This is a genomic window from Mycolicibacterium sp. Y3, assembly GCF_051188035.1.
In the GTDB taxonomy this organism is placed as follows: Bacteria; Actinomycetota; Actinomycetes; order Mycobacteriales; family Mycobacteriaceae; genus Mycobacterium; species Mycobacterium fluoranthenivorans.
Map to the genome: position 1 here is coordinate 122155 of NZ_JAVQLT010000002.1, position 25161 is coordinate 147315.

Sequence of the window (25161 nt, forward strand, 5' to 3'; positions counted from 1 at the left end):
TCGCCCATATTCTGCGGGCGTCGTGCGCGATCGCCAAGGATACCGAGATTTTGGTCCTGGGCTCGCAGGCGATCCTCGGAGCGTACGACGACTCGGAATTACCTGAGAGCGTGATACTTTCGCGCGAAGTCGACATCGCATTCCTGGATGATGACGACCGGCGCAAAGCCGATGACGTCGAGGGTGCAATTGCAATTGGTGAGATGTCGCCGTTTCATCACACCCACCGGGTGTACGCCGAGGGCGTGCACATCGACACCGCCGAACTGCCGGAGGGCTGGCGAGAGCGCCTGGTGACCTGGACGCTGCAGTCCAGCGACCCAGCATCACCGAAATTCGTTGAACCTCACGATCTCGTGGTGAGCAAGCTGGCGGCCGGGCGTGGGAAGGATGTCGTCTTCGCGGCAGCGTTGCTCGACGCGGGACTGGTCAAACTTGAGGTGCTCACCGAGCGCGCGGCCCGCCTGCCGGCGAGCGGTGATCGGGTGGCGGCCTGGTTGGTCGCCTATCGTCGCCGGCTTGCGGTCACGCGCCCGGCTGACGGTGCTGCGACCGGTAGTCGGGTGGACGAGGCGTCCGGGCCGTAGCGAAGGTGCTTAAGCGACTTGTTGGCGGTATGGCGGCTTTACAATGGGCGCATGGACTTTGGACTTCTCGGTATCGGTGAGATTGAGGGCCTGCTCTCGGCGCTGCAGGGTTTCAATCTGGGGAATATGGCTTCCAATCTGGCGTTGACTGGTAGCGCGCATTCGGTGACGCCGCCAGGGACGGAGCTGGCGTCGGCCCGGACGACGATGTCGGTGCAGGCGCAGGTTGCTGAGCTTGATGCGATCTGCCAGGCGTCGGGGGCGAATCTGCTGTCGTACCTGTCGGTGTCGCAGGGGAACAAGGTCGGTGGGGTGGCTACCGATCTTGTGTCTGCGATGCCGTTTGCTGCGCTGTAGGCGCTGCCATGTTCAGTGCGTTGCACTGGGACTACTTGCATCGCGTGGGGCTCGTCGCCCCCTTCCCGGCTGTGTTGGGTGTGGCGACGGGCGTCGCTGGCCACGATGAGCAGTTGCGTGGCGAGCTGCTGAGCGCGGGGATTGTGGTTGAGACCGCTGATGGCTTGGTGCTGGATGCGTCGAAGAGGCCGGTGCTGGAGGCGTTTACGGCGCCTCCGGTGACGCTGTTCGGCACCACTCTGTTGTACCGGGACTCGGTTGCCCGTCCTGGTGCTGGGGATGAGGTACCTGAGGAGTTGCGGGAGTTGGCGGAGGCGACGGCTGTGGTGGTGCCGCAGTCGAAGTTTCTGGTCGCGGTCAGTGATGTTGTGGCTGCTGCTGCGGTGCAGTTTCGCGGGGCGCTGTCGTTGACTGGTGTGGACTGCGGTCACGCTGATCCGGTGGTGCAGGCGGCGCGACTGCTGTGGGAAGTGTTGGCACCGGGGGATCCGCATACGGAGCTTGTGGAAGTCACGGTGCCGATGCCGGTTTTGGCTGCGGTGGCGCCTGTTCGGGTGGATGCTGCAGATGATGAGCGTGCGCGGCCGGGCCTTGATGGTGCCGCTGCGGTGCTGGCTGAGGCTGGTGTCGGTGCTGATCGTGCCGCTGAACTTGTTGGCCTTCTCGGGCAGGCGCCGCTGGCTGCCGCGCAGGTCTGCGTCTCGGTGTGGGCTAACCATCACCTTGAGCAGTCCCGGGACGCTGCTCTGGGGTTACTGCAGTTCAAGCAGGGTGCGGTGCTGAGTGTTCCGAGCTGGCGTCTCGACGGCAGCTGCCATGTGACCTTCATGCCGGCCTCTGCTGGTAGGTGGGAAAAAGCGGTCGCTGAATTCGTCGCGCGATATGAGCAGCGCGCGCGTATTGCTTGAATGGTTTAAGCGTCTGAATCGGGCTTTGCGGCAGATAAGATAGGCCCATGGCCGTCGAAACTTCTGTCGATCTCGGGCAATTGCGTAGTACGGCGCAGCAGCTTCGCGATATAGCCAATTCGGATGTTGCCGCGTTTCTCAACGACCATTCAGGTGTCGTGGAGACCTACAGGCAAGAGGCTTCGGTTAACACGCTTGATGGTGCGCCGGCGGGGATCTATGCGGACACGGCGGCGGCGTTGGAGGCTGGCGTCCATGATGCGATGACGAAGGGTAAGGCGCTCCAAGCTGATCTGCTGCGTTTGGCGGAAAGCCTTGAAGCGCATGCCCGTGGGGTCGAATCCGATGAAGCGGACGCGTCGATGCAGTTTTCCTACGGGACTGCGACGTAAGCGCGCGGGTGAGGGCGACCGGGCATGACGAGTCCTGACACCACCGTTGACGCGCCGTCGGTCAATGGTCAGCTTGGCCGCCTCGGCGGCGCTTTGGAAACTCCTGCGCCGTCGGGGTCGAGCCCTGGGCGCAGCGGGCTCGACGGTTTTGTGAATTCTACAAATCAGCTTGGCACTAACGTTCAGGACACCGGCAAGGGGACTGTTTCCAATTCTCTCGCCGGGGCCAGGGGAATAGTTGCTGACGATGCAGATTCGGCTTCCAAATTCGGTAAAGATGGTGCCGGGAATTCTGGCGGTATCGGCGGAAAAGGGAATTCTGGTTCTTTCGGAGGGGCCGGGGGTTCGGGCGGGTCGCCACTTGGGGCGTTCAAATCGAATATGCCTGTGCCCGGTATGGCCAGTGCGCCGATGTCGGCGCTAGCAGGTTTGGCGCAGCCCGTTCAGGGTGCGTTGTCGAGTGCGCAGTCGGTCCCACAACAGCTTTTGTCGCCGCTGACATCGATGCTCGGTGGAGGCGGGGGCGGGTTGCCTGGAGCTTCCGGTCTCGGTGGGTCGATGTCGCCGATGGGATCTGTTGGGTCTGTGGGTGGCGATTCCGGCGGGTCGAAGGATCTGAAATCGCGCCTCGATGCCTTTGTGACGAAGACCGCTGGAGTGGTCGACTACGCGTGGGGTGGTGGGCACGGGGCATCGCCGGGGCCCTCGCAGGGGATCAGCGACGGCGGCGGTGCCGCCGATGCGCATGGGGATTACGCCAAGAGAGGTGTCGACTGTTCGGGGTTCTACCGATGGGCGTTGGCTGAGGCCACCGGCAACGACGTGGTTGGTTCGTCGACTTCGCAGTCTCAATACAGTGGCGGCGGTGCGGTGTTGTCGCCCAGGCCCGGCGATGCGGCGTTCCCCCCGTCGGCGTTCTCTGGTGGTGGCGGTCCTCATCACGTACAGCTCTACATCGGTGACGGAATGATCGCTGAAGCACCACAATCCGGTGAGAAGGTCCGGGTTCGGCCGGTAGCGCCGGGCACAGTCTTTCGCCGTTACCTTTCGGAGGCGGCGTGACCGAGCCCTGGCCCACCTATCCCCCGGATATGAATGCCGGCCGGTTGGAGGTCGGCACCGGACCTGAAACCTATGTCGCCGCGGCTGCCGCGTTGACGGCGTTGTCGGCGAATTTTGAGATTCAGCAGGGTGTTCTGCTGGCTCACGCGGCGGGGATGGATGTCCTGTGGCCTGGGCTGACTGTGGCTGCGCGGCAGGGGAAGATCGCGGCCTATAGCGCTTGGTTGCAGTCGATGGTGGCTGAGTGCATTCGGTTGTCGGCGGCGTGTGCGGTGGTCGCGGCGTCCTACACGGCTGCACGTGCCGGGATGATTCCCTCTGCCATGTCGATCCAGAACCGCATCGATCAGGCGACGGCGGTAGCGACGAACTTCTGCGGAATCAACACACCGGTGATCACCTTCCTGGACGCCGCCTACGTGGAGCATTGGACGCAGAACGCCGAGCAGATGAGTTTGTATGATGCCCAACTGATTACGGCTTCGGTTCCCGTGCCGAAGATGCCGCCGCCGCCGTTGGTGAATCCGGCCGAACCGGCTCTGGATGCCGCTCAGCAGGCGGTGTCCAACGTGGCGCAGAACACCGCCGGGTCGGTGGCCAATCAGCAGGCCATGGATCCGTCGCAGTTGATGCAACCATTTCAGCAGGCCATGTCGGCGCCCGGGCAGCTACTGCAACCATTTCAGCAGGCCTTCTCCGCGCCGCCGCAGATGATGCAACAGCTGATGTCGAGCTTCCAAGGCATGGGCAATGGGATGGGGGCAGGTTCCGGTAACGAGATGCTGGGCTCCTACACACCTTTCGCTGCCGGCGGCGCGGTGGGTTCACCCGCGCTCAGCGGGGCGGGTGGCGGTGGTGGTGCTTTCGCCAGCGGCGGGGGAGTAGGGGGTCTGCGGCCTGCATTGAGTGCTTCGGCTCCGGCCGGGGGCGGTCTGACTGCCATGTCCAACACGCAATCGTTGAGCGCTGGTCCGAAAACCGCTGTACCAGCGTCTAGTTCGTCGTTACCGGGATCTGGAATGGGCGGTCTCGGTGGTGCTGGTATGCGGGGGAAGGAGGAAACAACGGCGCGGGAATCGACGATCGAAGCAGGTGTCGCACCCATTGCTGATACCGATACCGCCCGTGCGCAAGCCATTCTGTCGGAGTGGCTGCCCAAGCGTTCGGGCGGGTTAGACTAAAACCATCATCCTGTGATATCGGGAATTGAAAGGACACAACGGAAATGGATGTTGCAATCGACCATGGCGTCGCCGATAACCTGGTCTCCGAGATGGACCAACATGTCGACGCGATGCGTCAGACATGGCAGTCGGCGGTCCGGGAGTTCGAGGATCTCAAGGCATCCGGTGCGATGACCGGCGCCGCCTCGGAGGCCTGCCAGCTCGCGGTGCAGCGCACCAACGAGCATGTGGAGCAGATCGTCGCCAAGGACAAGCAGCTGTTCGAGGACATCCGCGCCGCGCACGCCGACGACCTTCACACCGAGGAAGAGTCGGCGGGCATGTTCAGCGGCCTGGGCAACCAGTAACCACCCGATCCCCAACGTAATTCGCAAAGGAGAACACACTTATGTCCGATGTCGTGCAGTATCGGCCCGGTGCGATCGAGTCCTCGACTTCGACGCTGTCTGGGAACCTGAACACCATGAAGCATCAGATCGAGGACCGTATCCAGACCGGCCAGCGCTACATCCAGGCCAACCAGGGTCAGTTCGTCGATCGGTTCAACGAGCTCAACCACGACTACTCCCGGGTGACTGAGGAGGCGACTCAGACCATCCAGCACATCATCACGTCGGTGATCGAGGCGAAGGCGTCCAACGCGGCGCGTGACCTTCGGTCGGCCAACTCGATCGGCTGAGTACAAGCACAGAACCGACTATGTACACCAGTTCGCCAGGATGCTTCGGGGCCACTTCAGGTCCCGTGACGGTCACTGTGCACGGAGGCGGGGACGATATGGTTCTTCCCCTGGTAACGCTGGGGTCAGTCCCCGCCTCCGGTGCGGCTCTGGAAGCCCACTTCCGCGCATGCCTGGTAGAACTCAACCTTCTCGCCAATAATGATTGAGCGACTGACCGGCGAGGACGCCGACCTCATCATTGAAGATCGCTGGCCACAGCGCTACGACGAGGACCAGATCATCGCCAGCGCCAGCCATCACCGCGACGTCATCGCCGCTACCCTCAGCGCCGCGGCGCAACCACAGCTGCAGACAGCGCGCACCGAGGCCCAGACAGCCAATGCTGGCGTGTTTGCCGAGGCAGTGGCCACCAAAACCGGTAGCCATCTACGTGCCTCCGAAGACTCTGAGATCCGGCACCGCTTGATCGCCGATCAGCTCGACGCGTTCGCCGCTGCGATCGTGGGCGCGAAGAACCAAATCAACGGTGCATCTACGACATTCACGTCAGAGTGGGCCAAAGCGCCAGAACTTGCCAAAGCGAACAACTGGTACCAGCACGAGTACAACGCCTACCGGTCACAGCTGGTCAACGCCGGCCGCGCCACAGTTACCGCCGCGCTACATCAGCTGACCGAAGCACACCAGGCCTGCTCGACGACCCTGCTGACAGCGCTGGACGTGTGATGGCCGAAACGAAGAACGTCGACGCCATCAAAGACGCTCTCAACGAGCTGCAGAGCACGCTTGACGAGCGAAACGCGCGTCTCAACCGTATCGGCGCCTACATGGATGACCCGGAGCAGCCGACCATCCTCGTCCGGGTGCAACACGGAAAGATACTCGACATCGCCGTCAGTGACGCCGTCACCGCGCTCACAGCAGATGAAGCGCAAAACCTCGTCAACGCAGTAATTTTCGGGGCGTTCGTCGATTGGTACGAAAGCGTGAAGCCTTGAGATCGCCCCTGAGTGCCCCGACCAACCCGGCCGCGCTGACCGATGCGTTGCACTCGCTCGGGATCAGCGACTCCGGAGCCGCCGGTGACGCGTGGCGGGAAGAGTTGCGTACCGGTAAGGCGATCGCCGCGCACCTGCAGACGATCGCCGCCGCGGTGACCGCCGCCAAACAGCGGGCCACCACGGCCCTAGACAACTACAAAGGATCAGCCCCCAGCACCGCGGAGATTGAAGCGGCGCAGCAGGAACTCTTGGCAGCGGGAAGCGAAGACAATCCACGCGATCCGGGACGCCTGGCCCGGGCGGAAGAAAAGCTCGGCGATCTGCTGGCCCGCAAACAGCGCGCAGAGGACAAGTACCACAGCGACTCGGTCGACAACGTTGACCAGTTGTCGGCCGACCAGAAGTCCGCTGATGAGGAACTCTCGCCGGCAGCCCGGGCGAAGCTGCAGCAGCTGCTGAGTTCGTTGGCGGCCGCACCGGCCTCTGCGATGGCCGGGGGAGCTCCAAGCCCGGCCCCCGCTGGAGCTCCACCGGCGGGGGGCTATCCGGGGTCGGGGTACACGCCGATGTCAGATTCGGGAAGTGATAGTGGCTTCACCCCAGGCGATTCCATCAGTAGCGGTGACGAGCCCGCCATCACGCACACGTCCTCTGACCCCACACGTGTGGTGTCGCAGCCGACACTGACCAACGCGACGACCAGCGCGCCGGTCGGGTCGCCCGGTACGCCGGTGGCGACCGCGGGGCCGGCCGTGCCGGCGGGGCAAGCCAGCTTGGGGTCGGGTGGATTTATGCCGCCCATGATGCCGGGTATGGGAGCCGGTGGCGCGGCGCCGCACGGCGGTGCGAATCGGGACGACAAGGCTTCGCGCACTGAGGCCGCGCTGGATCGCGACGAGCTGCTCAACGGAGACGATCTACTCAACCGCTCAGTGAAAGGCCGTCTCTAAGAGACGAATGCGACTGATCCGGCTTAAGCGGACTGGCGCGCTCGGTGCGGCCCTAGACTCGAAGACGTTGCTTCGGCGGGGCGGTACCACCCGCGCTCTCCCCCAGTGCGGGCCCTACCCCCTCGCCGCTCCGCCGAAGCAAACCCCCTGTCCGGCAATGTTTCTTAAGCGGACGCACAGGTAGATTCACCCGGCATACTTTTCTCTGTGAGCGAAAGCGTTGAGCAGGAATGATGTTCGCCGGTGCTATCCGAAAGATGCGCCGGCGCTGGCGTCGCACCTTGGCTGCCGTGGGCGCAGCGACGGTCCTGTCGGGCGGCGGCATGACGGCCTACACCAATCCTGAGGGCGCCCTTGGTCGCACAGTCGGCGGCATCGCATCGGCATTGTTCACCGTCAACGTGGCACCCACCGGACCCGAAGGAATTCACCCGTGACGATCACCCGCACAGTTCTGCAGCCCAGTATCTCGGTGGCCGTGGTGAGCGCTCTGGCTTTTGCGCCTCTGCTTGCAGCGCCGTTGACGACCGCGCCGCCTGCGCCGGCCATCGCCCAACTGCGCATGCCCGCCATCGCCCTGTCAGCCGCGGTGAAGCCAGCCGATATCGACAAGCTGATCGCCAACCTCAACCGTGAGCTGGAGAACGCGTCCGCGACGGTCACCGGTCTGGTCGGCGCGCCGGGCCGGACCCTGATCGGCGCGCTGGATTCGGCGGTAGGTCTGAACAATTCGCTGTGGAAGCAGCTGAGCGCCGCGACTGACAACACGTTTCTTCGCCAGGTGCTCGCGGCGCTGAAGGCCTCCTCGAATAGCGGTCTGAAGGGGCTTGCCGAGACGGTGAAGTCGGCCAACTCTACGGTCACGCTCACCACAGGCCAGCTCGCCGACTTGCTGAGTTCAGTGCTGACCGGGTCCCTGAGCACAGCTCTGCATGCGGTGGCCAACCTGCTCAACGATCCGCTGGCGCTGAGCAGCTATATCGGGCTGGTCGGTGTCCCGCTGCGGGTGGCCGGCCTGGCTGCTACCGAGGTGCTGGCCGGCGTTGGCGACCTGGGTGTGAACGCCTTGTCGCTGACGAGCACCCTGGTGACCGGTGTCACCGCTCAGATCGATAATGCGCTGTCTGCCTTCAACGGTGTCGTCAACGCCACGAAGAAGGCTGTGGGTGTGGATCTGATCAGCGGGGCGTTGACGGCTGTTCAAGGTATTGTCGCGGCGCCGGTGACGGCGATTCTGGCCGCAGTGGATGGCGGTGTGCCTGCCCTGACGGGGGCGCTGGGCAGCTCGGTGTCGCGGCTCGCTGACGGGGCCTCCGGTGTGGTGGGCACTTGGCTTGGCGATGGCACCGAACCCGGGGCCGTGGAGAGGGTTCTCAATGTCGTTGGCGCCGCACCCCTGAGCCCGGCGAGCTATACCTCCGCGTTGGGCATCCTGGTTGGTGCCGGCGTGGCCACCGGCGCTTCGGTCGCCCACACCGTGTCCTCGCTGGCTTCGATTCCGTTCACCGCGGCTGCCAAGCTCACCATTACCGGCGGGAATGTCATCGCTGCCCTAGCGAGCGCGACAGCGAAGGTGGCCAGCGGTCTTCTGCAGACGGCTGGGCTGCCTTCGGCCGTGCACAACTTGCCCTACACCGTCGCCAAAGTCATCAATGCGGCAGTGAAGACTGCCGCGGCGGTGACAGCCGCTGCGTTGAACACAATCGGTACTGGGCTGAATGCCGCGACGTCGGTCACGGGGGTCCTCACCCACACGAACACGCGAGTCGTGGCGCTGTCTGCGGCCGCGGCCATCAGGTCGGTCAGCGACGGCGCGGCCGTGGCGGTCGGGAAGTCCGACTCCGCGACCGGGTCCGCGACTCCTGCTACGAAGACACAGGCCAAAGGGGTAGAGCGTGGGGATGAAGACGGCACCGAGCAAGACGCCAGTGAGGTAGCAGTCACGGCGCGGACTGAGGCGAACGCACCGGTGAAGGCAACAGGCGCTGCGTCCGAGAACAGGGCGACGGACAAAGAATCCGCGGTAAGTGCCCCGTCACAGGAGTCGGCGACGCCGACGAAAGACGCCGAGACGCCGAAGGCAGGTGCGCAGGCACAGGGTGAGTCCATGCCGTCACCGAGGTCTGGATCTGAGTCGTCGACAACCAGCCCCAACCGCGGTGCTACCGATGCGCCGTCGAAACGCGGCGCGGAGGGCAAGACCCCCAGCGGCGTGGGCGGTGAGATCGGATCCTCCCGCCATGGAAAAGCGACACCTGGCGCCGCGGCTGATGAAACCCGCGATGCCTCGCACGGTCAACATGGCGGCAAGGGCGCTGCGACGTCGCCAAAGCACGCTGCCGGGTCATCGAAAACCGGGGAATCGGTGCGTTCCATCAAGGCGCGAGTGGCGGCGGGATCTGCGTCTGGCGGTCGCTCATGATCGTGACGGCGTACCGCGGCCCGAACACCGGCCCTGTCGGAGAGACGGTGCATGTGGTTGGGGCGTGGCAGTGGTTCGCGGCCGCGATGCTGGGGCGGAAGGCGCCGCTGGCGTTATGCGGGCTGCGGCTCGCCGGTGATCGGCATCAGGTCGATGTTGCGCTCATCGATGAGCCGATGTGCAGCAGCTGCGTGAATGTGGTCGGGCAAGTACTGAAGCGACGGTGGTGGCGCTAGCGAGCAGGAGCCGCCTGGAGGACGCGGCTCGCCGGCATGGGTCGTGGTCGGTGGTGGGGACAAACGATAGTGGCCCACAGGATTTCATCAGCGAGGAACTGGAACTGTTCCTGGTGATCTACTACCGCGGTGGGTCGGTGCGGACAGCTAAGCTGTGGGACCTCACGAGCATCCGCGTTGCCGGCGGCGGTCCACCCTTTCAACAGATCACGGCAGCCGACCGTGACAAGACTGCGCGCATAGAGACTGTGCTGCTTGGGCGTTCACGCCAACTGTGAGACCGGGTAGGGCCGTCGGTGCGCTTAGTGGGTGGCGTCGAACTCGGCGACGATCTCGGCGCTGATCCGGCCGCGGGAGGACACGTCGTAACCTTGCTTGCGTGCCCACTGGCGGATCGCGGTCAGGCGGGCTTTGCGGCCCTCGGACTCTGATTGGGTTGTTCGCGCGGCCTTGACGGTGTGTCGCCCGCCGGTACGGCGCGCAGCGGCGATGAAAATCTTCAAGGCGTCGTCGAGCTTGGCCGCGTTGACATCCGACAGGTCGATCGCATAGGTCGTTCCTCGCAGCCCAAACTCGATGTGCTCGCCGGCCCCGTCGGCGATAGCGGATCCGTCGAGGTCGTCGACGAGCTGGCGGATGATGCGTTCGGCCACGAAAGCGTCCTGTCTCAGAGTGTGCAGATGGGTCCAATTGTAGCTCTGACCTGCGCAGCTGAGCGCTACTGGCGAGTCTTGAGGGGCGCGCCGTTCGGGGTATCTGTGCTAGTTGGTCATCATCCTTGTTACGGTTTGCCTATGGCCGACTCTCTCGCTGAGGTGTTTTCGGCGGCGAAGTTCCGGGACCGACATGCGGCGTCGGAGTTGAACGGCCGCAACTTGGCGGATCGGCTTGGGGTCACTCCGACATCGGTGGGATCGCTGAGAAGTGGACGTACGAGTCCATCGATGGATCTGTTGTGCCGCATTGTGGAAGTACTCGGCGGCTCGGTAGTGGACTACTTGGATCTGCCAAGCCGAGATCGCTGGGGGCTGAGGCATTTTCGGTATGCGGCGGGGTTGACCCAACAGGCCGTTGCGGAGGAACTCGGGGTCTCCAGGGTATTGGTGACCGGTTGGGAGTCGCGGCGCTCAAAGCCGCCACAGCAGATGATGGTGCGGCTGGCCGAACTGTATGGCGCTGAAGAATCCGAGCTGGCGGCCGTCGTGAATCGCCAGCCGGCGGTCAACGCTGCGCAAGGCCTGCTGATCGCTGCTCGCTCCGTGTCGGCGATCGCCGCGGTATCGGTAGAGATGCTGGCGGCGATGGAAGCCGACCGCCGGCACGACTTCGTCATCACGATTCGCGACGAGTTGGAACGCACGCTTGAAGCGTTGGCCGGCGCCGTACGGGAGCTGCAAGAGGACACTGCCCGCGAAGACGCGGTGAAGATCGTCGGTCGGCTCGCGGCGCTGCACGCCGATCTCGCCTTACGATCAAAGTAGACGTAATCACTATTAGGCTCACGTCACTGACTGGGTGACGAAGGAGCATCCGTGTCGACTGGCGACGGTTCGATAGGCGACCGCCACGCGGTTGCGCAACGAATTGCGGGCAGGACACTGATTGCTGCGAAGTCGGCCGTATCGGTCGCTGAGCTCATCGCGCGGTCCGCGGCAGACATCGATGCGCCAGAATCGTAGGCATTGAAAATGATCGTTGAACAGCTTGAACAAGTGGAACTCGCGCTGGTGGCCTTTGCCGATTTGCCGCCGCATCTACAGCGATCGAGTCAGGTGGCTGCGGCAGCTGTCACGTTGCTAGTAAGCCAGCTTCGCGTCATTATCTCACACGAAACATCAGTTTCGGACGCTTAATCCAACGTCGAGTGCGGGTCTGAGCACATTCCTCAGTTGTGTCATATAAAGCTAGACGATGTTACGGCGCCTTTGATATGTTCCCCTCAACACACCTTCGTGGGTAGGGGACCCGGCGTTGAGCGCACTTACTTGGTTTTACGGACGAAGGTTCGCCGTCGTCACGGCAAGCGTGGTCACGGCCTCCGTGCTGACCGGAGGCGGCGCGGCCGGCGAACAGCGCCTCGTCGATCCACCCGGGCGCACACCGCCGGTGAGTCCGATCGAGGTTCAACTCGTCAATGAATCCCTCGACACATCAACGGATGCGACTCCGGCTCCCCTTCTGCATGCGGCCGAGGCCACACACGCTCAGGCTGCCGCGTGAGCGCCCGGCGCCAGTGGCTCGCCGCGGCCGGATGCGCAGTGATCGTCGGCGCCGCCGGCATCACCTCGACGTCGGAGGCGCACGCCGAGGACTCCCTGTTCTTCATGTCGGGTACCCGCAACCATCCGGCAATCGAAGGCACAGTATCGCTCGGCAGTATCAGCGCCGCGCTGACGGGATTCGGCGCCACAGCATTGCAGCTGGGCTACGAAGCCTCCCTCTTTCCGGTCATCGGCCGAATCGCGTTGGACCCCTCAGTCGCGACCGGCGTGACCGCGCTGAATGCGGCCATCTCCTCCGTGCCAGTGGGTAATCGAATCGTCATCATCGGCGTCTCCCAGGGCAACATTGTGGCCAGTGTCGTAGAACAGGCCGAGATCGCCTCAGGAGACACCCGCACCTTCCTCTTCGTCAGAATTGGTGACCCGAGCAGCGCCGAAGGGATCATGGGGCGCAACGGCGGAATTCACCTGCCCGGCTTGACCTTTGTCACGGCACCCGCTGAGAGCCCTTGGGACACGGTCATCATCGCCCACCAGTACGAGGGGCTCAGCGACTGGCCCGTCCAACAGGCCAACTTGATCGCCGATATCAACGCCGTCCTAGGCGCCATCACCTACCACAACCCCTGGTCTTACAACGTCGATCTGTCGAGCATTCCCGCATCGAACGTGACGGTGACGGTGAATTCGCTCGGAGCGACAACAACCAGATACCTCATTCCGGCCACCGGCCTTCTGCCTATCCTTCGGCCACTGCAGACCCTCGGCGTGACCGACCCGGTCCTGCAGAAGCTGCAGGCAGTGCTCAAGCCCATCGTCGACTCGGCCTACGAACCGCTACCGGACCCTGGGATCGCCGCACTCGCCCAACAGATGTTCGTCGCCTCCGTCAACGGTATGACGGTAATGGCGAACCGATCCGGCGTCATGCTGCGTCAGGCGCAGGCCGCCGCCGCGGCGGCCATCGCCAGGTGGAAAGCCAGCACTGACAAACCGGCCCCAGCCACAGGTGCCTCAGACGGGACTCCCACGCTCCGCGCCGCCACGACCGAACTGACGGCCACCGCTGCCGTAAGTGCAGACGCCGCAACCACTGCGGCCCCAGACTCTGCAACCAGCTCGCTCCACACGTCAGAGCCGAAATCGGCAGCGTCACAAACACCTATCGCTGGGCCTCGGAAGTCCACCAAGACAACAGCTCCCAACGACTACGGCGCATCTACACCCGACGCGACGCCGGCAACTCCAGTGGGCTCTGACGACACAGCGAATGCCCCCTCGGATCCGGAATCTGGATCGCGCTCGGGCCCCGGCCGCACGGCGAAGCCGCAACCGCGCAGGCCCGCGCGCACCTCCCACACACCGATGCCACGTCCGCAAGCGTCCATCGAAGTGAGTACGGGATCAGCCCTCAACGGAGGGCGCGAAACCCCGCACGCAGTGACCCCCCACGCTGAATCTGCCGCACGGACGGCCGCGACGAACCGGACAACACAGCACCAGTCCACCAGTGAGGCACACGATGACTAACCCCAGACGTAGCGGCGCCGGCGCAGGTGTGAAGCACCCCGGCAACGCCTCGGTAGTCCCCGTGGGCCGGCGTTGGCAAGGGCATTGCACCTGCGGCCACTTCGCGCCGAAACTGCGCCTCCTCAAAGGGTTCGCGGTCACCGATACCCAACAACACGCTGCGACATCGGGCTGCGCCCTTGAGCGGCCACTCGTTGTCTCCCGCTCACTCAACTGAACCAGTCCATGCCTTCACGCCCCACAACCGTTGCCCATCAAGGAGTAGACCCGATGTACACACCGAATGCACTCATGCGGGCACGCCAGGCCCTGGCCGCCGCCACCATCGCCACCGTCATGGCCACGACCTTGAACGCGGGCATACCGATCGCTTCGGCGGCCGAACAACCTGCCCAGCGTCAGATCGTCTCGACCGCAGTCGCACTCGTTGACTACGAATCCACGTCCAACTCGAACACCAGTATCGGCGTCGCCGATTCCACCCTCTACAACCTCAGCCAGGACGAACTCGTCGAGCGCCTCAACGAGATGAAGAGCCTTGGAGTGACCGACCTGCGAGTCGGCGTGCCGTGGGTCTACATCCAGCCCACCCGCGACACCTACGACTGGTCGAAGATGGACAACGTCATCGATACAGCGTCCTCCCTGGGCTTTTCGATCACCGGGGACATCACCGGCAACCCTGCCTGGGACGGCACAGTACTGGCCGGAGCCCCGAACCCAACCGCCTACGCCAACTTCGCCTCAGCGGTCGCGTCGCGCTACGGCACCAAGATCGGCTCCTACGAAATCTGGAACGAACCCAACGGGGTCGTCTTCTTCGCCCCCGTCAGCGCGGCCAAGTACACAGAGGTCCTCAAAGCCGCCTACACGGCAATCAAAGCGGCCAACCCGGACGCGATCGTCGTCGCGGGCGCGCTCGGCGCCGCCGGCAACATCAAGGGGGTCAGTCAGACCGCCTCGGACTTCCTCACGGCGATGTATGCCGCTGGCGCGAAGGGCTACTTCGACGCACTGTCGTATCACCCGTACGGCACCACCCTGCCGTTCAGCTCCGGTGCTGATGTGAACAACGCCGCGCTACAGCAGATTCAGGCGCTTTACGCGACCATGGTCGCCAACGGTGGTGGGGGCCTGAAGATTTGGGGAACCGAATACGGCAACGCTACCGTCCCTGTCATCGGCGTCACCGAGACCGAGCAGGCCCAATTCCTGCAGGACTTCGTCACGGCCTGGACCCGGCTGTCGTTCACCGGGCCAGCGTTCGTGTACACCGCCCAAGACATCCACACCGGACTGCTTAACGCCGAAGCCAACTACGGCCTCTACAACAGCGACGGCACACCCAAACAGGCCGCACTCGTGCTCGCCAAACTCATCGCCGACCTAGCCGCCAACGGCTCACTACCCGACTACACCGCACCCAAGCTGTCCCAGGCCCGCGACGCCTACCTACAGCTCACCTCCCTCGGCTTCGGCCTGGTCAACACCGGCCTGATCATCCCCAACGCGATCATCGAAGCGGCATACCAGCAGATGCCGACCGCTGGGAAGAAGGCCTTCACCGCCATCGCCAACTACGTCTCGGCGCGCTTTGTGAGCATGGTCGCTGCCATGGCCCCGCTCACCCAGGCCGCTCTGGGCGCCATGCTCAACATCGGCCCCGCCATGAAAGACCCGCAGAAAGCGCTCAGCGCTGCGGCCGTGCGGTTCCAACGCGATCTGCAGCACACCGAAGACTCCGTCGCTGCAGCATTGGCCGGCACCCGCGCCACCCTGGCGAGCCTGGCTCAGCCGCACACCACCAAAGCCGTCAGCACCACCAGCCAGGCGGCGATAACCGCGGCGCCGGACCCCGCCACGGACAAGGACAAGACCTCGGCCACGGCAGCCACGGCGAGCAGTGAGCAGGCTGCGGCTAAGGCCGGCGATTCCAACGAGACGGCCTCCAAGACCGCAGTGGCCGGCGCATCGTCCACAACATCTGCAGAGGCCGACGCGGCAAGCGCCAAGCCAGAGACCTCGGGCGGACGCCACCGTAAGGACGATGCCGACACCACGGCAGACACCACTTCTTCGCCGGCGACAACCTCGACGAGCAAGGGTTCCACATCATCGGAAAGCGGCACGAACGCCGGCAGCACCACACCCGCGAAGAACTCGGACGGCCAGCCCAACAACGCAGCATCCAGCGACGGCGGTTCGGCTAACGCTTCGAACGGGCCGCGGCACGCACGACCTGCGCACAGCACGAAGAAGCCGGCGACCTCGGCCCAGCACAGCGTCGCAGCAGGATCCAACGAGGGGACCAACAGCTCCGCCGCCAGCGCCGCGAAACAGGCCAACAACGGCGGCGGCACCCACCGCGCGAAGACAACAGAGGGGCAGCAGTGATCGCCGGCGCCATAGTCATCTTCGTCATCAGCGCGGCCGCGGCCATCCCGCTCGGAAACCGACTGCGGATCCGCGCCGACATCATCACCGCACAACGACAACTGCCGCACCGCGGGCACACACTCGAGGACATCTCATGACCGCCACCGCAGCAGTCCTGACCCGTCAGCGCACTGATGTCATCGCGGGCCTGCACCGACAACCCACCGAACGGGTTCGCATCGGCTACTGGCTGGCCACAGACCTGCAGGCTACCGGGTGGACCGTTCACGACCTGGGCACCGACGAAGCCCGCGGAGGATTCATCGCCGGCACCCCCACAGGGGCGGTGCACTATCGCCCCGCACTGGTCGACGACGGAACGCCAGCGGGGACGCTGGCCTACCACGTCGCTCAAATGAGCTTCCCTGAACGCGACCACCTGCGCCGGCTGCTCGCTAATCGGCCAGTCGGCCACCGGTGCGCTGATCCACTGCCAGGATTCCTTCACCAACCACGCCGCTCCGTGCGGATCGGTTACTGGCTCATCAAGGCACTCCAAGGGGCCGGGATCGATGTGCGGGCAGTGGGCCAGCGATGCGCGCAGGGAGGATTCATCACCGTCGATACCGACGGCCGAGAAACGACCTATCCGCCCGCAGCCATAGACGACGGCACCGAGGCGGGAACGCTGGCACACCACATCAGCACGCTCAGCTTCGTCGACCGCGAGAGCTTAGCCAGGATCGCTGGCTGCTAACCGGAGTAGATGCCGGGCGGGACGAAAACATCAGTCGGGCAACCGATATAGCGGACGGACAGCCGTGTTGCGCGTCTACGCTGAACGAAGACGCACCGACATTCGAGGAAGGTTCATGGGTATCTTCGGCAGAAGAGGCTGGCGAGCTGCCGCCGCGACCGTTGCGGTGGCAGCAGCAGGGACTGCGTGGCTACATCCGCATGTCGGAGCCGAGGGCCGTGCACCTGCCAACGCAGCATCAGCAGAGTCACCGGCAGTGGACCTGACCGCTCTGCTGACGCAGGTGACCGTCGTCGACCGCATCGACGACGTACCCGGGTACGAAAGAAGTTGCGCCAAGGGCGCACGGTGCGTGTTCGGCCCGGCCTGGAACGATCCCGCCAATACCACGGGCTGTGATACCCGAAATTTGGTCCTGAAGGCTCAGCTCCAGGACGTCCACTTCAAGCCAAATACTCGTGACTGCAAAGTAATCGATGGATATCTCGATCCCGATCCATACACCGGTCTGTCTGTGGAGTTGCACAATGTTGATATAGATCATGTTGTGCCGCTGCGGCGTTCGTGGAATGCTGGCGCGTGGAAATGGGATGCCAAACGCAGGCAGATGTTCGCCAATGACCCCGTCGAGCTGATCGCGGTGTCCGCACATGCGAATCGATCAAAAGGCGATGGGGGACTGGATGACTGGATTCCAGAGTATCAACCATGTGCCTACGTGGCGAGATATCTGACCGCTGCGGTCAAGTACCAGTTGCCTATCGCAGCGTCGGAACGCGATGTGGCTATCAAGACATGTGGCTAACCGCAACGAGGAATCGCCCACGCCCTTTGGGTGCCCTGCTCGGCGGCGTGATGCGGGTGGCAGCCATTCATAGGGCGGGCTGCGAGGTAGCCGCGACCAGGGCGCAGCACAGTATCGCGAATGGGACGCATCTTGGAAGATCTGTTGGTGGCTGTGGTGAACAGCGGCATGGTATTTCCGGTTGCAAGCTGTTTCAGCAAATCGCAAGCGTGCAGGCTTTTTTGAAGGACGCGTTGTCCGTGTTGGAGGTAGCTTGCCAGGCATGACTCCGCCTGCGGCATCAGAGAAGTCCAGGCACCCCGTCGGGGAAAGGGGTTCGCAGCCGGGGCGGCACAGTGTCCAGGCGCGTGTGTCGCCAGTTGACCCAACCGCCTTTCCTGACAAGCTCAATCGGCTCTTCGCGGCTGTCTTTCCACCAGCCCGCGGTCCCTACACCGGAAGGGAAGTATCCCGCACGCTCAGACTGCGCGGATTCGATGTCTCGGAGCCCTACATCTCGCAACTGCGTTCCGGGCAGCGCAAGAGACCCTCCTGGCGCGTCATCACTGAGTTGGCCGAGTTCTTCGGCGTGCGCCCTGAGTACTTCACTGACGAGGATCCGGACTACACCCAGATTCTCGACGCCGAGCTGCATTGGCTTGAACTGGCGCACGATCCAATGGTGCGGCGTCTGACGACCGCGCTACTTGAGCTACCGGCCGCTCTTCGGGACGACGCCTTGCGCGTCGTGTCATGACGCGAGGCGCATTCAACACGGTGCTGTGCGATGTGTTCACTACTCCCGACGGAAACGTGCTCACGATCGAAGACCCGAGTGCCGACGGCCGCGTCGGCATCTACGTCCGCGAGGAGTTCGACTCCGGTATTACACTGGCCCCGCAACGGGCGCTGTGGGTGCACACGTTGGGTGTTCATGAGTGCGACATAGTCGGTCGGCGAGTACGGGTGCGGGTACTTGCCGGCATGGACCGCCGCGGTCTGGGAGCACTGTTGTTCGATGGCCAACTGAATGTCGGCAGCGGAATCCTGGCGATCGGTGACAACCGCAGTCCAGATAGACACCTGTTGGTCGGACCGCCATCGACCGCTGGTGTCAGCGTCTTTGCCGAGAATGCTGTCGAACTGCTGCACTTCGACGACCCGGATATCGGCTATCCCGCTTCGGGGCCAAGCGATATCGCTGTTCTGCTGGATAGAGATCCAGGATTCAGGTACATCGCGTGCGGCGCTGCGCGGCCGTGGTGGCGCCGACTCGGCCGGTAGAAGCGTGCGAGCTGGGCACCCAGGTTGCGCTGAACGCAGTTGAAGCTCGTCGAATCCCTCCGTGGCTGAACCAGCAGTGAAGCTGACTAGGCCTGATCCCCGGTGATCACTGGCTGCTCCGCCGGGCGAAAGTAAACCTGGGGCACAAGCAAATATTGTGCCAATCCACAACTATTGGTTGTGCTGCTGAGGGATGGTCGTTATGATCGTCACGAATGTGAAGACAAAGGGCGGAAGGTGAATCCATGACCGGGAGCGATCCCACGGTTGTGCTGATTCAGGCAGCGGTACAGCGGGACGGTGAATCATTTGCCGCGAAAATGGCCGACTTTTCGTTGGAAGCTGCGGTGGATATCTGGCTGCGCCGTATCGCTCGTCGCAAGGTGACACCGTCGCAACGGGCCCGGCTGACGAAGAGTGTCGAGCGAGGAGATGCCGCCGAAACCAAGGATGTGCAGCTCACCCGCGCGGCCCTCTTGCGTGCGGCAGGACTCGACGATCGGCCCGCCGCGGCCGCGGCGTTGGCGGCAGGCGCCACCCTCACTGAGGTCGGCGCCGTACTGGGGATGACCCAGCAGGGTGCGAGCGCGCGGATGCGTCCCTACCGAGCCGCGCAGCTGGACCAGGCGCCATGAGCGAGAACATCGAGATCGGCCGCCATACCCTGATCCTCACAACGGCCGGCTCGTTCACTGTCGCCGGCAGGCGGCTGGCGGACCCCGTCGATACGGCGGAGAAACTCGGCAAGCTCATCCTGTGGGCCGCTCGGAAGCTCGGTGGGCTGAAACCGGTACCGCTCCCCGGCGGGGAACCCGCACCTGCACGTGTATGGGTGGTTGGTGGGGCCGTGGCGTTGTTGGTCGGTGGCGCGGCCGAGGATGAAGATGGTGGCCATACTGGCGGGCTGGGCCGCGCGCTGGCCCCATTGGTAGAGCAGGGGTGGGAACTGCGTGGCGGTGCCGGGCCTGCGGTCATCGTGGCCCGCGGCCGCGGACCTGAACGGCTCACGGTGGAGATCCTGCCCGAGCGACACCCCTGGCTTGCCGGGGAAGACTCGGCCGTCGTCGACGACGCAGTGGAACTCGGCCGCCGCCTCGGCGCATGGTTCGATGCCACCGGGGTCCTGCCTACTACCAACGCAGCGCACTCCGGGGCGGCTGTACTGGACCACATCATGGCTGGCCGCAGCGCCAGTGGGCGGGGCGCTGTGCTGTCCAGCCCGGGAACACTGCCGGCATGGGTGACCCTGCCGATGCGGATCCAACCGCCGTGGGCTACTGACATCGACCAGATCGAGCGCGAGTTTCAGCACTGCGACGAACTGATCTGTCTCACCCAGGACTCGCCGGCACTGGCGTCGGCGGGAATGCTGACCTTCGGGTACGGGGCCTCCGAGCCGCTCGATGCGGCTGCTGCCGCCGCCGCGGCTTCGTCGGCGAAGCGGCCGTTCGGGACGTGGCTGGTGGAACTCCCCGCTGCCGAGGACCTGCAGCTGCCCAACGGGCTGCCGCTGCCGCACCCGCAGATGGCTGTCAGCCATCGCGTCCAGGCATGGATCACTACCGAAGACCTCGCCGGCCTGACCGCAGATGTCCGTGACGGCGGTGCTGGGCTGACCATCGAGCAGCTCGACGTCAGCGAAGCAGTTGTGTGGCGGCAACAGAACCGCGTTCTGGAAGCCTGGGCGACGAAACTCCGCACCGCCCGGGAGCGCTTCGTCAACGACCCCGCGCTACTGCGCCTGATCAGCCTGGCGATCAATGAGTACCTGACCGCCATGGCAGACCCGCACATGTGGGCATTGCAGGACGAGCCGCCTGGTGACTCTGTGTCGGCCGATGACAACCTGCGCCATCACTACCAGCCGGTCTTCGCCGCGACGATCGCCGCCCACGCCCGCTGGCGGACGCGGCGGGCTGCAATGCGCATCTCCCGCGAACACCGGTGCTGGCCGATCTACATCGAGGACACCACCATGGTGTACGGGCCCACCCCCGCAGAAGCCGACGAGCCGCCTATCGATCTTGCAGACACCCACACACGGCTCGGACGCCTGATCACCGCCGCCCGCACCGAACTGACTCAACAGACCATCCTCGCGTTGCTGCTGGCTGAGTCCACCGACGACGTCCGCGCCGCCCTCACTGCGGCGCTTGGGCTGTCCGCGATCCCGGCCGGCCACGCCGGGCCCGAAATCGCTGCGGGAACTCCCGTCCGTGTTGGCGAGTCGACACCATCGGTTGACGGTGATCGTGAACCGGAAGTGCAGACATCCGACGACGAGGTCGCCGCCGCCGAGCAGGGAACAGCCGAGCCTGACCCTACCCCGACGGGCTCCGAGCACCAGGACGGCCGCAGCACTGCACGCCGGCGCGCACCTAAGCGCGGCCAACCAGTCGAACTTGGCGGAAACCCGGCAGCAGTCCTGCACACTGACGGACTCTGGATGGCAGACGGCACGAAAAAGGAACTCAATGAACCGATCAGCCACGTGGGTCAGGTCGCCGAGCTGGCCTACACGCATCAGCTCGGCTACCAATTGGCACCCGGGTACGGGGAGCCCGGCCAGGTCTGGATTACCGAGGAAGCATGCCGGGCCTTCGGCATCGACGTCGACACCGTCTTGGAGAAGAAGCCCAAGGACCGCGACGGCGTGCTGCGCGAAATCACCCAGGAAATCCCATTTGTAGCCGCCGCGGTCGCTGACGGCTGGCAACTCGGTGGAGCAGGCGAGGGCGGGGCCGCTCGACTGGGGATCTGGACCCGTGTCTTTCCCGCAGACAAGACACGAAAAGGCGTGTGGGTCGCGCTGATTCCCGGTATGGCCAGCCCAGATGATTCGCCGAAAATCGTCGGGAACGTTCCGGTTCTGATCGACGGCTCCAACGATGACGGAGGGGTCAACCTTGCGCCTGCTGCCACCGTGGCGCACCGACTCAAGATGCTCGCCGATGCGCTACGCTTCCCGCTCAAAATCAATCCAGGCGTCACCGCCATTGACCTCATGAAGCAGACCCGGCCGAAAGGCACAACGATCGAAGAATGGATCAACGGCCCGTTGGCTCCTTCCACCTTCGATCTCCCCTTCACTATCAATGACGTTGAACGAGAGTTCAATTGGACGCGAACACTCACCACCGACGAACAGAAGTGCCTCTACGTTCATGCCTACGATCGAGGGGGGTCCTACCCGGCGGCCATAGCCGGCTTGGAACTTCCGATCGGAGAGCCTGTTCACTTCCCGGACGGATCCGTGTTCGAGGATCCGCAACGTTTGAAAGAGCTCATCAAGGCTCCCGGGCTGGTCACGATCGTCATTCCTAAGCAGCAGGACTGGCGAGTGCCGTTCCTGCTCAACCCAGCGGGGCTGCAGTTCACCTCGCCGAAGCCGACCACGACAGCACGGCTGCAGCATGCCCTGGTCCAAGGCTACAAACCCACTGTCGTCGAGGCATATACATGGCCTAACCACGGCCGCGTGCTCAAAGGCTTCTACGAGCGTGTACGCGACGCCTCGGTCTCCCTTGACATCAACGACGCCGATGCGCAGGCCGCCCGTAATCAGTCGAAAGTCATCCGCAACACGGGAATTGGACTCCTGGGATCAGATACCAATCTCAAGGGCAAGACCGGATATGACCCCATGAAGCGCTACAGCATCGTCGGCAAGGCCAGCGCCAACATCGCCTACCGCATCGATCAGATCGGACAAGCGACGGACCGTTGGCCGGTGGCCGCGGAGAAAGACACCGTGCTCTACGTCTCTGATAGCCCCGACCCGCGCGCGGCGTGGCCCGGCGAACCTGCAACCTGGGGTAGGGGATTCGGGCAGTACAAGCATGAGGGTTCGGCACTCTTGGTCGACCACATCCAGTACCTCAACGGTGGCGCATATAAGGGTAAGGCGGCGCTGCTAGACCCCGACGAATGGGCTGAACTGCACCCGAGGTGTGCCACCCACGCCGACGCCGAGGCAGGTAGCTAATGGCGCGACTACGCCGGCGCCGCAACCTCACCGGCGACGATCTCGGCAAGTTCGGCTCCGTGGCCGCCGGAACAGTCGATGCCGACCTCGCGGCACGAAGGCTGAGAGTACCGAAAAGCCAAGTCCAGGAGGCGATCAGAAGCTATCGCGATACGCAGCGCCAGGTCTTCTTCCGGGCGATATCGGGTCGCCGCGAGGCCGATGTCACCGACCAGTCGAGCACCAAAGGAATGCTGCTTGCAGCATTCGGGCGCGGCACCCGCGGTGCCGCGGTGAACGCCAGGGCCGCCGCCGAAAAGCTCGGTGTGGCGGCGTCGACCGTCCGTCGATGGGCCACAGGAAAACAGAAGCCCACCGCCGAACACCTCGCCGCACTCCAGACTGAATCCAAGAAAGCGGCGACCACGAAAGCCGGCCGCAGATCCGCGACCGCCGACTTTCGTGCCAGTACGCAGGGCCGTGCCGCACTGGCGCGTGGAACATCGCTGTGGGTCAGTGGAAACCAAGGCCCCGGCGGCAACGACACTGACGAATACACCAAAGACCGCACCGTCAGGCAAAGCATCGAACCCTCAGATGTCGAAGCCATGCTCAGCGCCTACGAGGAGGACGGCGACAAAGGCCTGCACGCCTGGCTCACCGAGGTACTCGGCCTGAAATACCTCGCCGACTGGGGATTCATCACCATTGAAGACTTCGGATTCGGCTCACGACCGTGACAGCGAGCGCCGAGCCTGTAGCAGGACCACGGTGGACCCAAGGCCGCTTCACCGACATGCTTGCCGAATGCTACGGCCGGACCGACAAGGGCGGCATCGACATCGCTGCCGTCGCCGACTACACCGACGTGACACCGGCAACGGTGCGCCGATGGATCGGCGGCGCCAAGCGCGACCGCCGGCGGCGAACGCGGTGCCCCGCCAAACGAATCACACAGCTGCAGCGCGGACCTGCCATCGTCGAGCGCCGAAATGAGCAGCAGTACGCACGCGCACTCGCCGCGATCGCGACGATCGCCCAGGGAGGGGAGATCTTGCCGGAGTGGGAGCAGGAACGCTGGCTCGAACCTCACATCGTTGTGATCGGCGCCGTCCACGGAAAACCATGGCTCCAAATCGCAGTCACCAATGGCAGTCGACGAGCGCTCACCTACCTGCTGCGTCGGATCAGCGCGGTCGCCAAGATCGAGGTGCCGACATGGTTCCACGGCCAGGTCCTCGCCTGTATGGTCATGACGCGCCAGCGTGAGTGGAGAGTGCACCCGGCCAAGAGGCAACTGGAGGTTGGGCGCACCCAGGTGTGGATGGATGATGCACCGCTACCCGACCTCGCGGCCCTGGTCGACACTCACATCTGATAGCGGCCGTGGCGCGGTGATCAGTGGTGCTCGACCAGAAGCGACGCCCGGGTGTAGCGTGACCGACGTCAGCCCTGAGGCATTCCCGGCACCAGCAATGGTGTGTCTGGCCCCTCAGGGCGACACGCATTCTGCGCCCTGAGGTTGAATCTGGAGACGCGGCTGCTCGCAGTGGGCCCGTCACGTGGCGGATCGCGAGCTCAGTCCGGAAGCAATGTTGCGGCGGCCACTTCGAAGTAGTCGGCGAGCTTGTAGAGAACGGCCAGCGTGACGTTCTTCTGGCCAGTCTCAAGACGGCCCAAGTAGGTGCGGTGCAGCCCGACGGCCTGTGCAACGTGGGCTTGGGTCTCGCCGCGTTCCTCGCGCAGCGATCGCAGCCGTGCGCCAATCTCTGTCAGACGCCGAGGATCAATGTCCACACGGCGACTATAAACGAAGTAATGCAGACTATAGTCATCATCATGTGTTCGCGGCTCGGAGGGTCCGCTGCGATCGCCGCCGCAACAGCCAGGTGGGCGGTAGCGACTGATATGCCGTGTCCGGCCCAGGAGGCATGATCGGCGGTATGAAGGACGCAGCAATGCATGACACGAACAACGCAATCGGCGTTCAGTTCATTGGCCAGACCCAGCGCGTTGTCGCTGGCCATGTGAACACGTCCCGAGACGGATTAGACGGCGAGACAACCGACGTCACCGACAACGCCGTGCTGGCCGTCGCCGAGTACGTTATCAATGGCTTTGATGGCGCATTGGAAGTCGAATACGACGACGGGATCACCTATCAGATCCAGGTTTCGAAGATCGGCCGGACACACTCCGACGGCACGCGGCACGGGCAGCATCCCGGCGGCGTGATCGCCGGTCATGAGTAGTAACGGCAACCGGAAGGCCCGTCAAGCGATCAACATGGAGGACAGCGCAACTGGTATGACGGGCCAGCATGCGGCCCCGTCCGTGCCACGACGTCATGCGACTAGTCACACCATGCGAATGGGTCTGCTGCATGATCGGGTGACAGTTGGGTCTGCTGCACGAATAGGTGACATCTGAGTTGGCTTGCCCGGGACGGGTGAGCTGGAAGGA

Annotated in this window: 30 protein-coding genes; 28 read left to right on the forward strand and 2 right to left on the reverse strand. The window is 64.1% G+C overall.

Going from position 1 to position 25161, the window contains the following annotated elements; all coding sequences use genetic code 11:
• Positions 1 to 110 precede the first annotated feature (110 nt).
• From QN239_RS31750 to QN239_RS31815, 14 genes are all read left to right on the forward strand, one after another.
• Complete coding sequence (locus tag QN239_RS31750; protein ID WP_499017193.1) at positions 111 to 587, forward strand: hypothetical protein; 477 nt, start codon at positions 111 to 113, stop codon at positions 585 to 587.
• Between the two features lie 51 nt (positions 588 to 638).
• Complete coding sequence (locus QN239_RS31755; RefSeq protein WP_499017194.1) at positions 639 to 944, forward strand: hypothetical protein; 306 nt, start codon at positions 639 to 641, stop codon at positions 942 to 944.
• A gap of 8 nt (positions 945 to 952) precedes the next feature.
• Positions 953 to 1852, forward strand: coding sequence for a hypothetical protein (locus QN239_RS31760; RefSeq protein ID WP_499017195.1), 900 nt, complete (start codon positions 953 to 955; stop codon positions 1850 to 1852).
• 47 nt (positions 1853 to 1899) lie between these two features.
• A complete protein-coding gene (locus QN239_RS31765) occupies positions 1900 to 2244 on the forward strand; it encodes a hypothetical protein (RefSeq protein WP_499017196.1) in 345 nt (114 codons plus the stop codon).
• Between the two features lie 24 nt (positions 2245 to 2268).
• A complete protein-coding gene (locus tag QN239_RS31770; RefSeq protein ID WP_499017197.1) occupies positions 2269 to 3306 on the forward strand; it encodes an NlpC/P60 family protein in 1038 nt (345 codons plus the stop codon).
• A complete protein-coding gene (locus QN239_RS31775) occupies positions 3303 to 4487 on the forward strand; it encodes a PPE domain-containing protein (protein WP_499017198.1) in 1185 nt (394 codons plus the stop codon). Before QN239_RS31770 ends, QN239_RS31775 begins: the two co-directional genes overlap by 4 nt.
• 44 nt (positions 4488 to 4531) lie before the next feature.
• Positions 4532 to 4837 (forward strand): hypothetical protein, encoded by a 306-nt coding sequence (locus tag QN239_RS31780; RefSeq protein ID WP_499017199.1) that lies wholly within the window; start codon positions 4532 to 4534, stop codon positions 4835 to 4837.
• 41 nt (positions 4838 to 4878) lie between these two features.
• Positions 4879 to 5169, forward strand: a complete 291-nt coding sequence (locus QN239_RS31785; protein ID WP_499017200.1) for a hypothetical protein — start codon at positions 4879 to 4881, stop codon at positions 5167 to 5169.
• A 201-nt stretch (positions 5170 to 5370) separates the two neighbouring features.
• Positions 5371 to 5898, forward strand: a complete 528-nt coding sequence (locus QN239_RS31790; protein WP_499017201.1) for a hypothetical protein — start codon at positions 5371 to 5373, stop codon at positions 5896 to 5898.
• Positions 5898 to 6170 (forward strand): hypothetical protein, encoded by a 273-nt coding sequence (locus tag QN239_RS31795; RefSeq protein WP_499017202.1) that lies wholly within the window; start codon positions 5898 to 5900, stop codon positions 6168 to 6170. Before QN239_RS31790 ends, QN239_RS31795 begins: the two co-directional genes overlap by 1 nt.
• Complete coding sequence (locus QN239_RS31800; RefSeq protein ID WP_499017203.1) at positions 6167 to 7123, forward strand: hypothetical protein; 957 nt, start codon at positions 6167 to 6169, stop codon at positions 7121 to 7123. Before QN239_RS31795 ends, QN239_RS31800 begins: the two co-directional genes overlap by 4 nt.
• A 233-nt stretch (positions 7124 to 7356) precedes the next feature.
• Positions 7357 to 7560, forward strand: coding sequence for a hypothetical protein (locus QN239_RS31805; RefSeq protein ID WP_499017204.1), 204 nt, complete (start codon positions 7357 to 7359; stop codon positions 7558 to 7560).
• Entirely contained in the window at positions 7557 to 9545 is a 1989-nt protein-coding gene (locus QN239_RS31810) for a hypothetical protein (protein WP_499017205.1), read from the forward strand. Before QN239_RS31805 ends, QN239_RS31810 begins: the two co-directional genes overlap by 4 nt.
• Positions 9542 to 9781: a hypothetical protein gene (locus QN239_RS31815; RefSeq protein WP_499017206.1), complete on the forward strand. Its 240-nt coding sequence runs from the start codon at positions 9542 to 9544 to the stop codon at positions 9779 to 9781. Before QN239_RS31810 ends, QN239_RS31815 begins: the two co-directional genes overlap by 4 nt.
• Positions 9782 to 10083: 302 nt before the next feature.
• Here the strand turns inward: QN239_RS31815 and QN239_RS31820 are convergent, their stop codons facing one another.
• Positions 10084 to 10434: a histone-like nucleoid-structuring protein Lsr2 gene (locus QN239_RS31820; RefSeq protein ID WP_499017207.1), complete on the reverse strand. Its 351-nt coding sequence runs from the start codon at positions 10432 to 10434 to the stop codon at positions 10084 to 10086.
• A 141-nt stretch (positions 10435 to 10575) separates the two neighbouring features.
• Between QN239_RS31820 and QN239_RS31825 the strand changes: the two genes are divergently transcribed.
• The 13 genes from QN239_RS31825 to QN239_RS31885 all read left to right on the forward strand — a co-directional run bounded on the left by QN239_RS31825 (position 10576) and on the right by QN239_RS31885 (position 24076).
• A complete protein-coding gene (locus QN239_RS31825; protein ID WP_499017209.1) occupies positions 10576 to 11262 on the forward strand; it encodes a helix-turn-helix domain-containing protein in 687 nt (228 codons plus the stop codon).
• A gap of 207 nt (positions 11263 to 11469) precedes the next feature.
• Positions 11470 to 11634 (forward strand): hypothetical protein, encoded by a 165-nt coding sequence (locus tag QN239_RS31830; protein WP_499017210.1) that lies wholly within the window; start codon positions 11470 to 11472, stop codon positions 11632 to 11634.
• Between the two features lie 405 nt (positions 11635 to 12039).
• Positions 12040 to 13533 (forward strand): PE-PPE domain-containing protein, encoded by a 1494-nt coding sequence (locus QN239_RS31835; RefSeq protein WP_499017211.1) that lies wholly within the window; start codon positions 12040 to 12042, stop codon positions 13531 to 13533.
• 270 nt (positions 13534 to 13803) lie between these two features.
• Positions 13804 to 15927, forward strand: a complete 2124-nt coding sequence (locus tag QN239_RS31840) for a cellulase family glycosylhydrolase (RefSeq protein ID WP_499017212.1) — start codon at positions 13804 to 13806, stop codon at positions 15925 to 15927.
• Entirely contained in the window at positions 15924 to 16067 is a 144-nt protein-coding gene (locus QN239_RS31845) for a hypothetical protein (protein ID WP_499017214.1), read from the forward strand. Before QN239_RS31840 ends, QN239_RS31845 begins: the two co-directional genes overlap by 4 nt.
• Positions 16064 to 16666: a hypothetical protein gene (locus tag QN239_RS31850; protein ID WP_499017215.1), complete on the forward strand. Its 603-nt coding sequence runs from the start codon at positions 16064 to 16066 to the stop codon at positions 16664 to 16666. The genes QN239_RS31845 and QN239_RS31850 overlap by 4 nt, the downstream gene beginning before the upstream one ends.
• Before the next feature lie 115 nt (positions 16667 to 16781).
• Entirely contained in the window at positions 16782 to 17471 is a 690-nt protein-coding gene (locus tag QN239_RS31855) for an HNH endonuclease family protein (protein WP_499017217.1), read from the forward strand.
• Positions 17472 to 17820: 349 nt separating this feature from the next.
• A complete protein-coding gene (locus QN239_RS31860) occupies positions 17821 to 18207 on the forward strand; it encodes an XRE family transcriptional regulator (RefSeq protein WP_499017218.1) in 387 nt (128 codons plus the stop codon).
• Positions 18204 to 18734 carry a hypothetical protein gene (locus QN239_RS31865; RefSeq protein WP_499017219.1) on the forward strand — a complete coding sequence of 177 codons (531 nt, stop codon included), beginning with the start codon at positions 18204 to 18206 and terminating at the stop codon, positions 18732 to 18734. The genes QN239_RS31860 and QN239_RS31865 overlap by 4 nt, the downstream gene beginning before the upstream one ends.
• 245 nt (positions 18735 to 18979) lie before the next feature.
• A complete protein-coding gene (locus QN239_RS31870; RefSeq protein ID WP_499017220.1) occupies positions 18980 to 19369 on the forward strand; it encodes a Fis family transcriptional regulator in 390 nt (129 codons plus the stop codon).
• The gene (locus tag QN239_RS31875; RefSeq protein ID WP_499017221.1) at positions 19366 to 22719 is read left to right on the forward strand and encodes a hypothetical protein; all 3354 of its coding nucleotides are present in this window, start codon (positions 19366 to 19368) and stop codon (positions 22717 to 22719) included. The genes QN239_RS31870 and QN239_RS31875 overlap by 4 nt, the downstream gene beginning before the upstream one ends.
• Positions 22719 to 23438, forward strand: a complete 720-nt coding sequence (locus QN239_RS31880) for a hypothetical protein (protein WP_499017222.1) — start codon at positions 22719 to 22721, stop codon at positions 23436 to 23438. Before QN239_RS31875 ends, QN239_RS31880 begins: the two co-directional genes overlap by 1 nt.
• Before the next feature lie 56 nt (positions 23439 to 23494).
• Positions 23495 to 24076, forward strand: a complete 582-nt coding sequence (locus tag QN239_RS31885; RefSeq protein WP_499017224.1) for a hypothetical protein — start codon at positions 23495 to 23497, stop codon at positions 24074 to 24076.
• Positions 24077 to 24276: 200 nt separating this feature from the next.
• Here QN239_RS31885 and QN239_RS31890 read toward each other — a convergent pair whose 3' ends face one another.
• On the reverse strand, positions 24277 to 24495 hold the full coding sequence (locus QN239_RS31890) for a helix-turn-helix domain-containing protein (protein WP_499017225.1): 219 nt from the start codon (positions 24493 to 24495) through the stop codon (positions 24277 to 24279).
• A 146-nt stretch (positions 24496 to 24641) separates the two neighbouring features.
• Here QN239_RS31890 and QN239_RS31895 point away from each other — a divergent pair, with 146 nt between their 5' ends.
• A complete protein-coding gene (locus QN239_RS31895; RefSeq protein WP_499017226.1) occupies positions 24642 to 24950 on the forward strand; it encodes a DUF7446 family protein in 309 nt (102 codons plus the stop codon).
• The last annotated feature ends 211 nt before the right edge of the window (positions 24951 to 25161 follow it).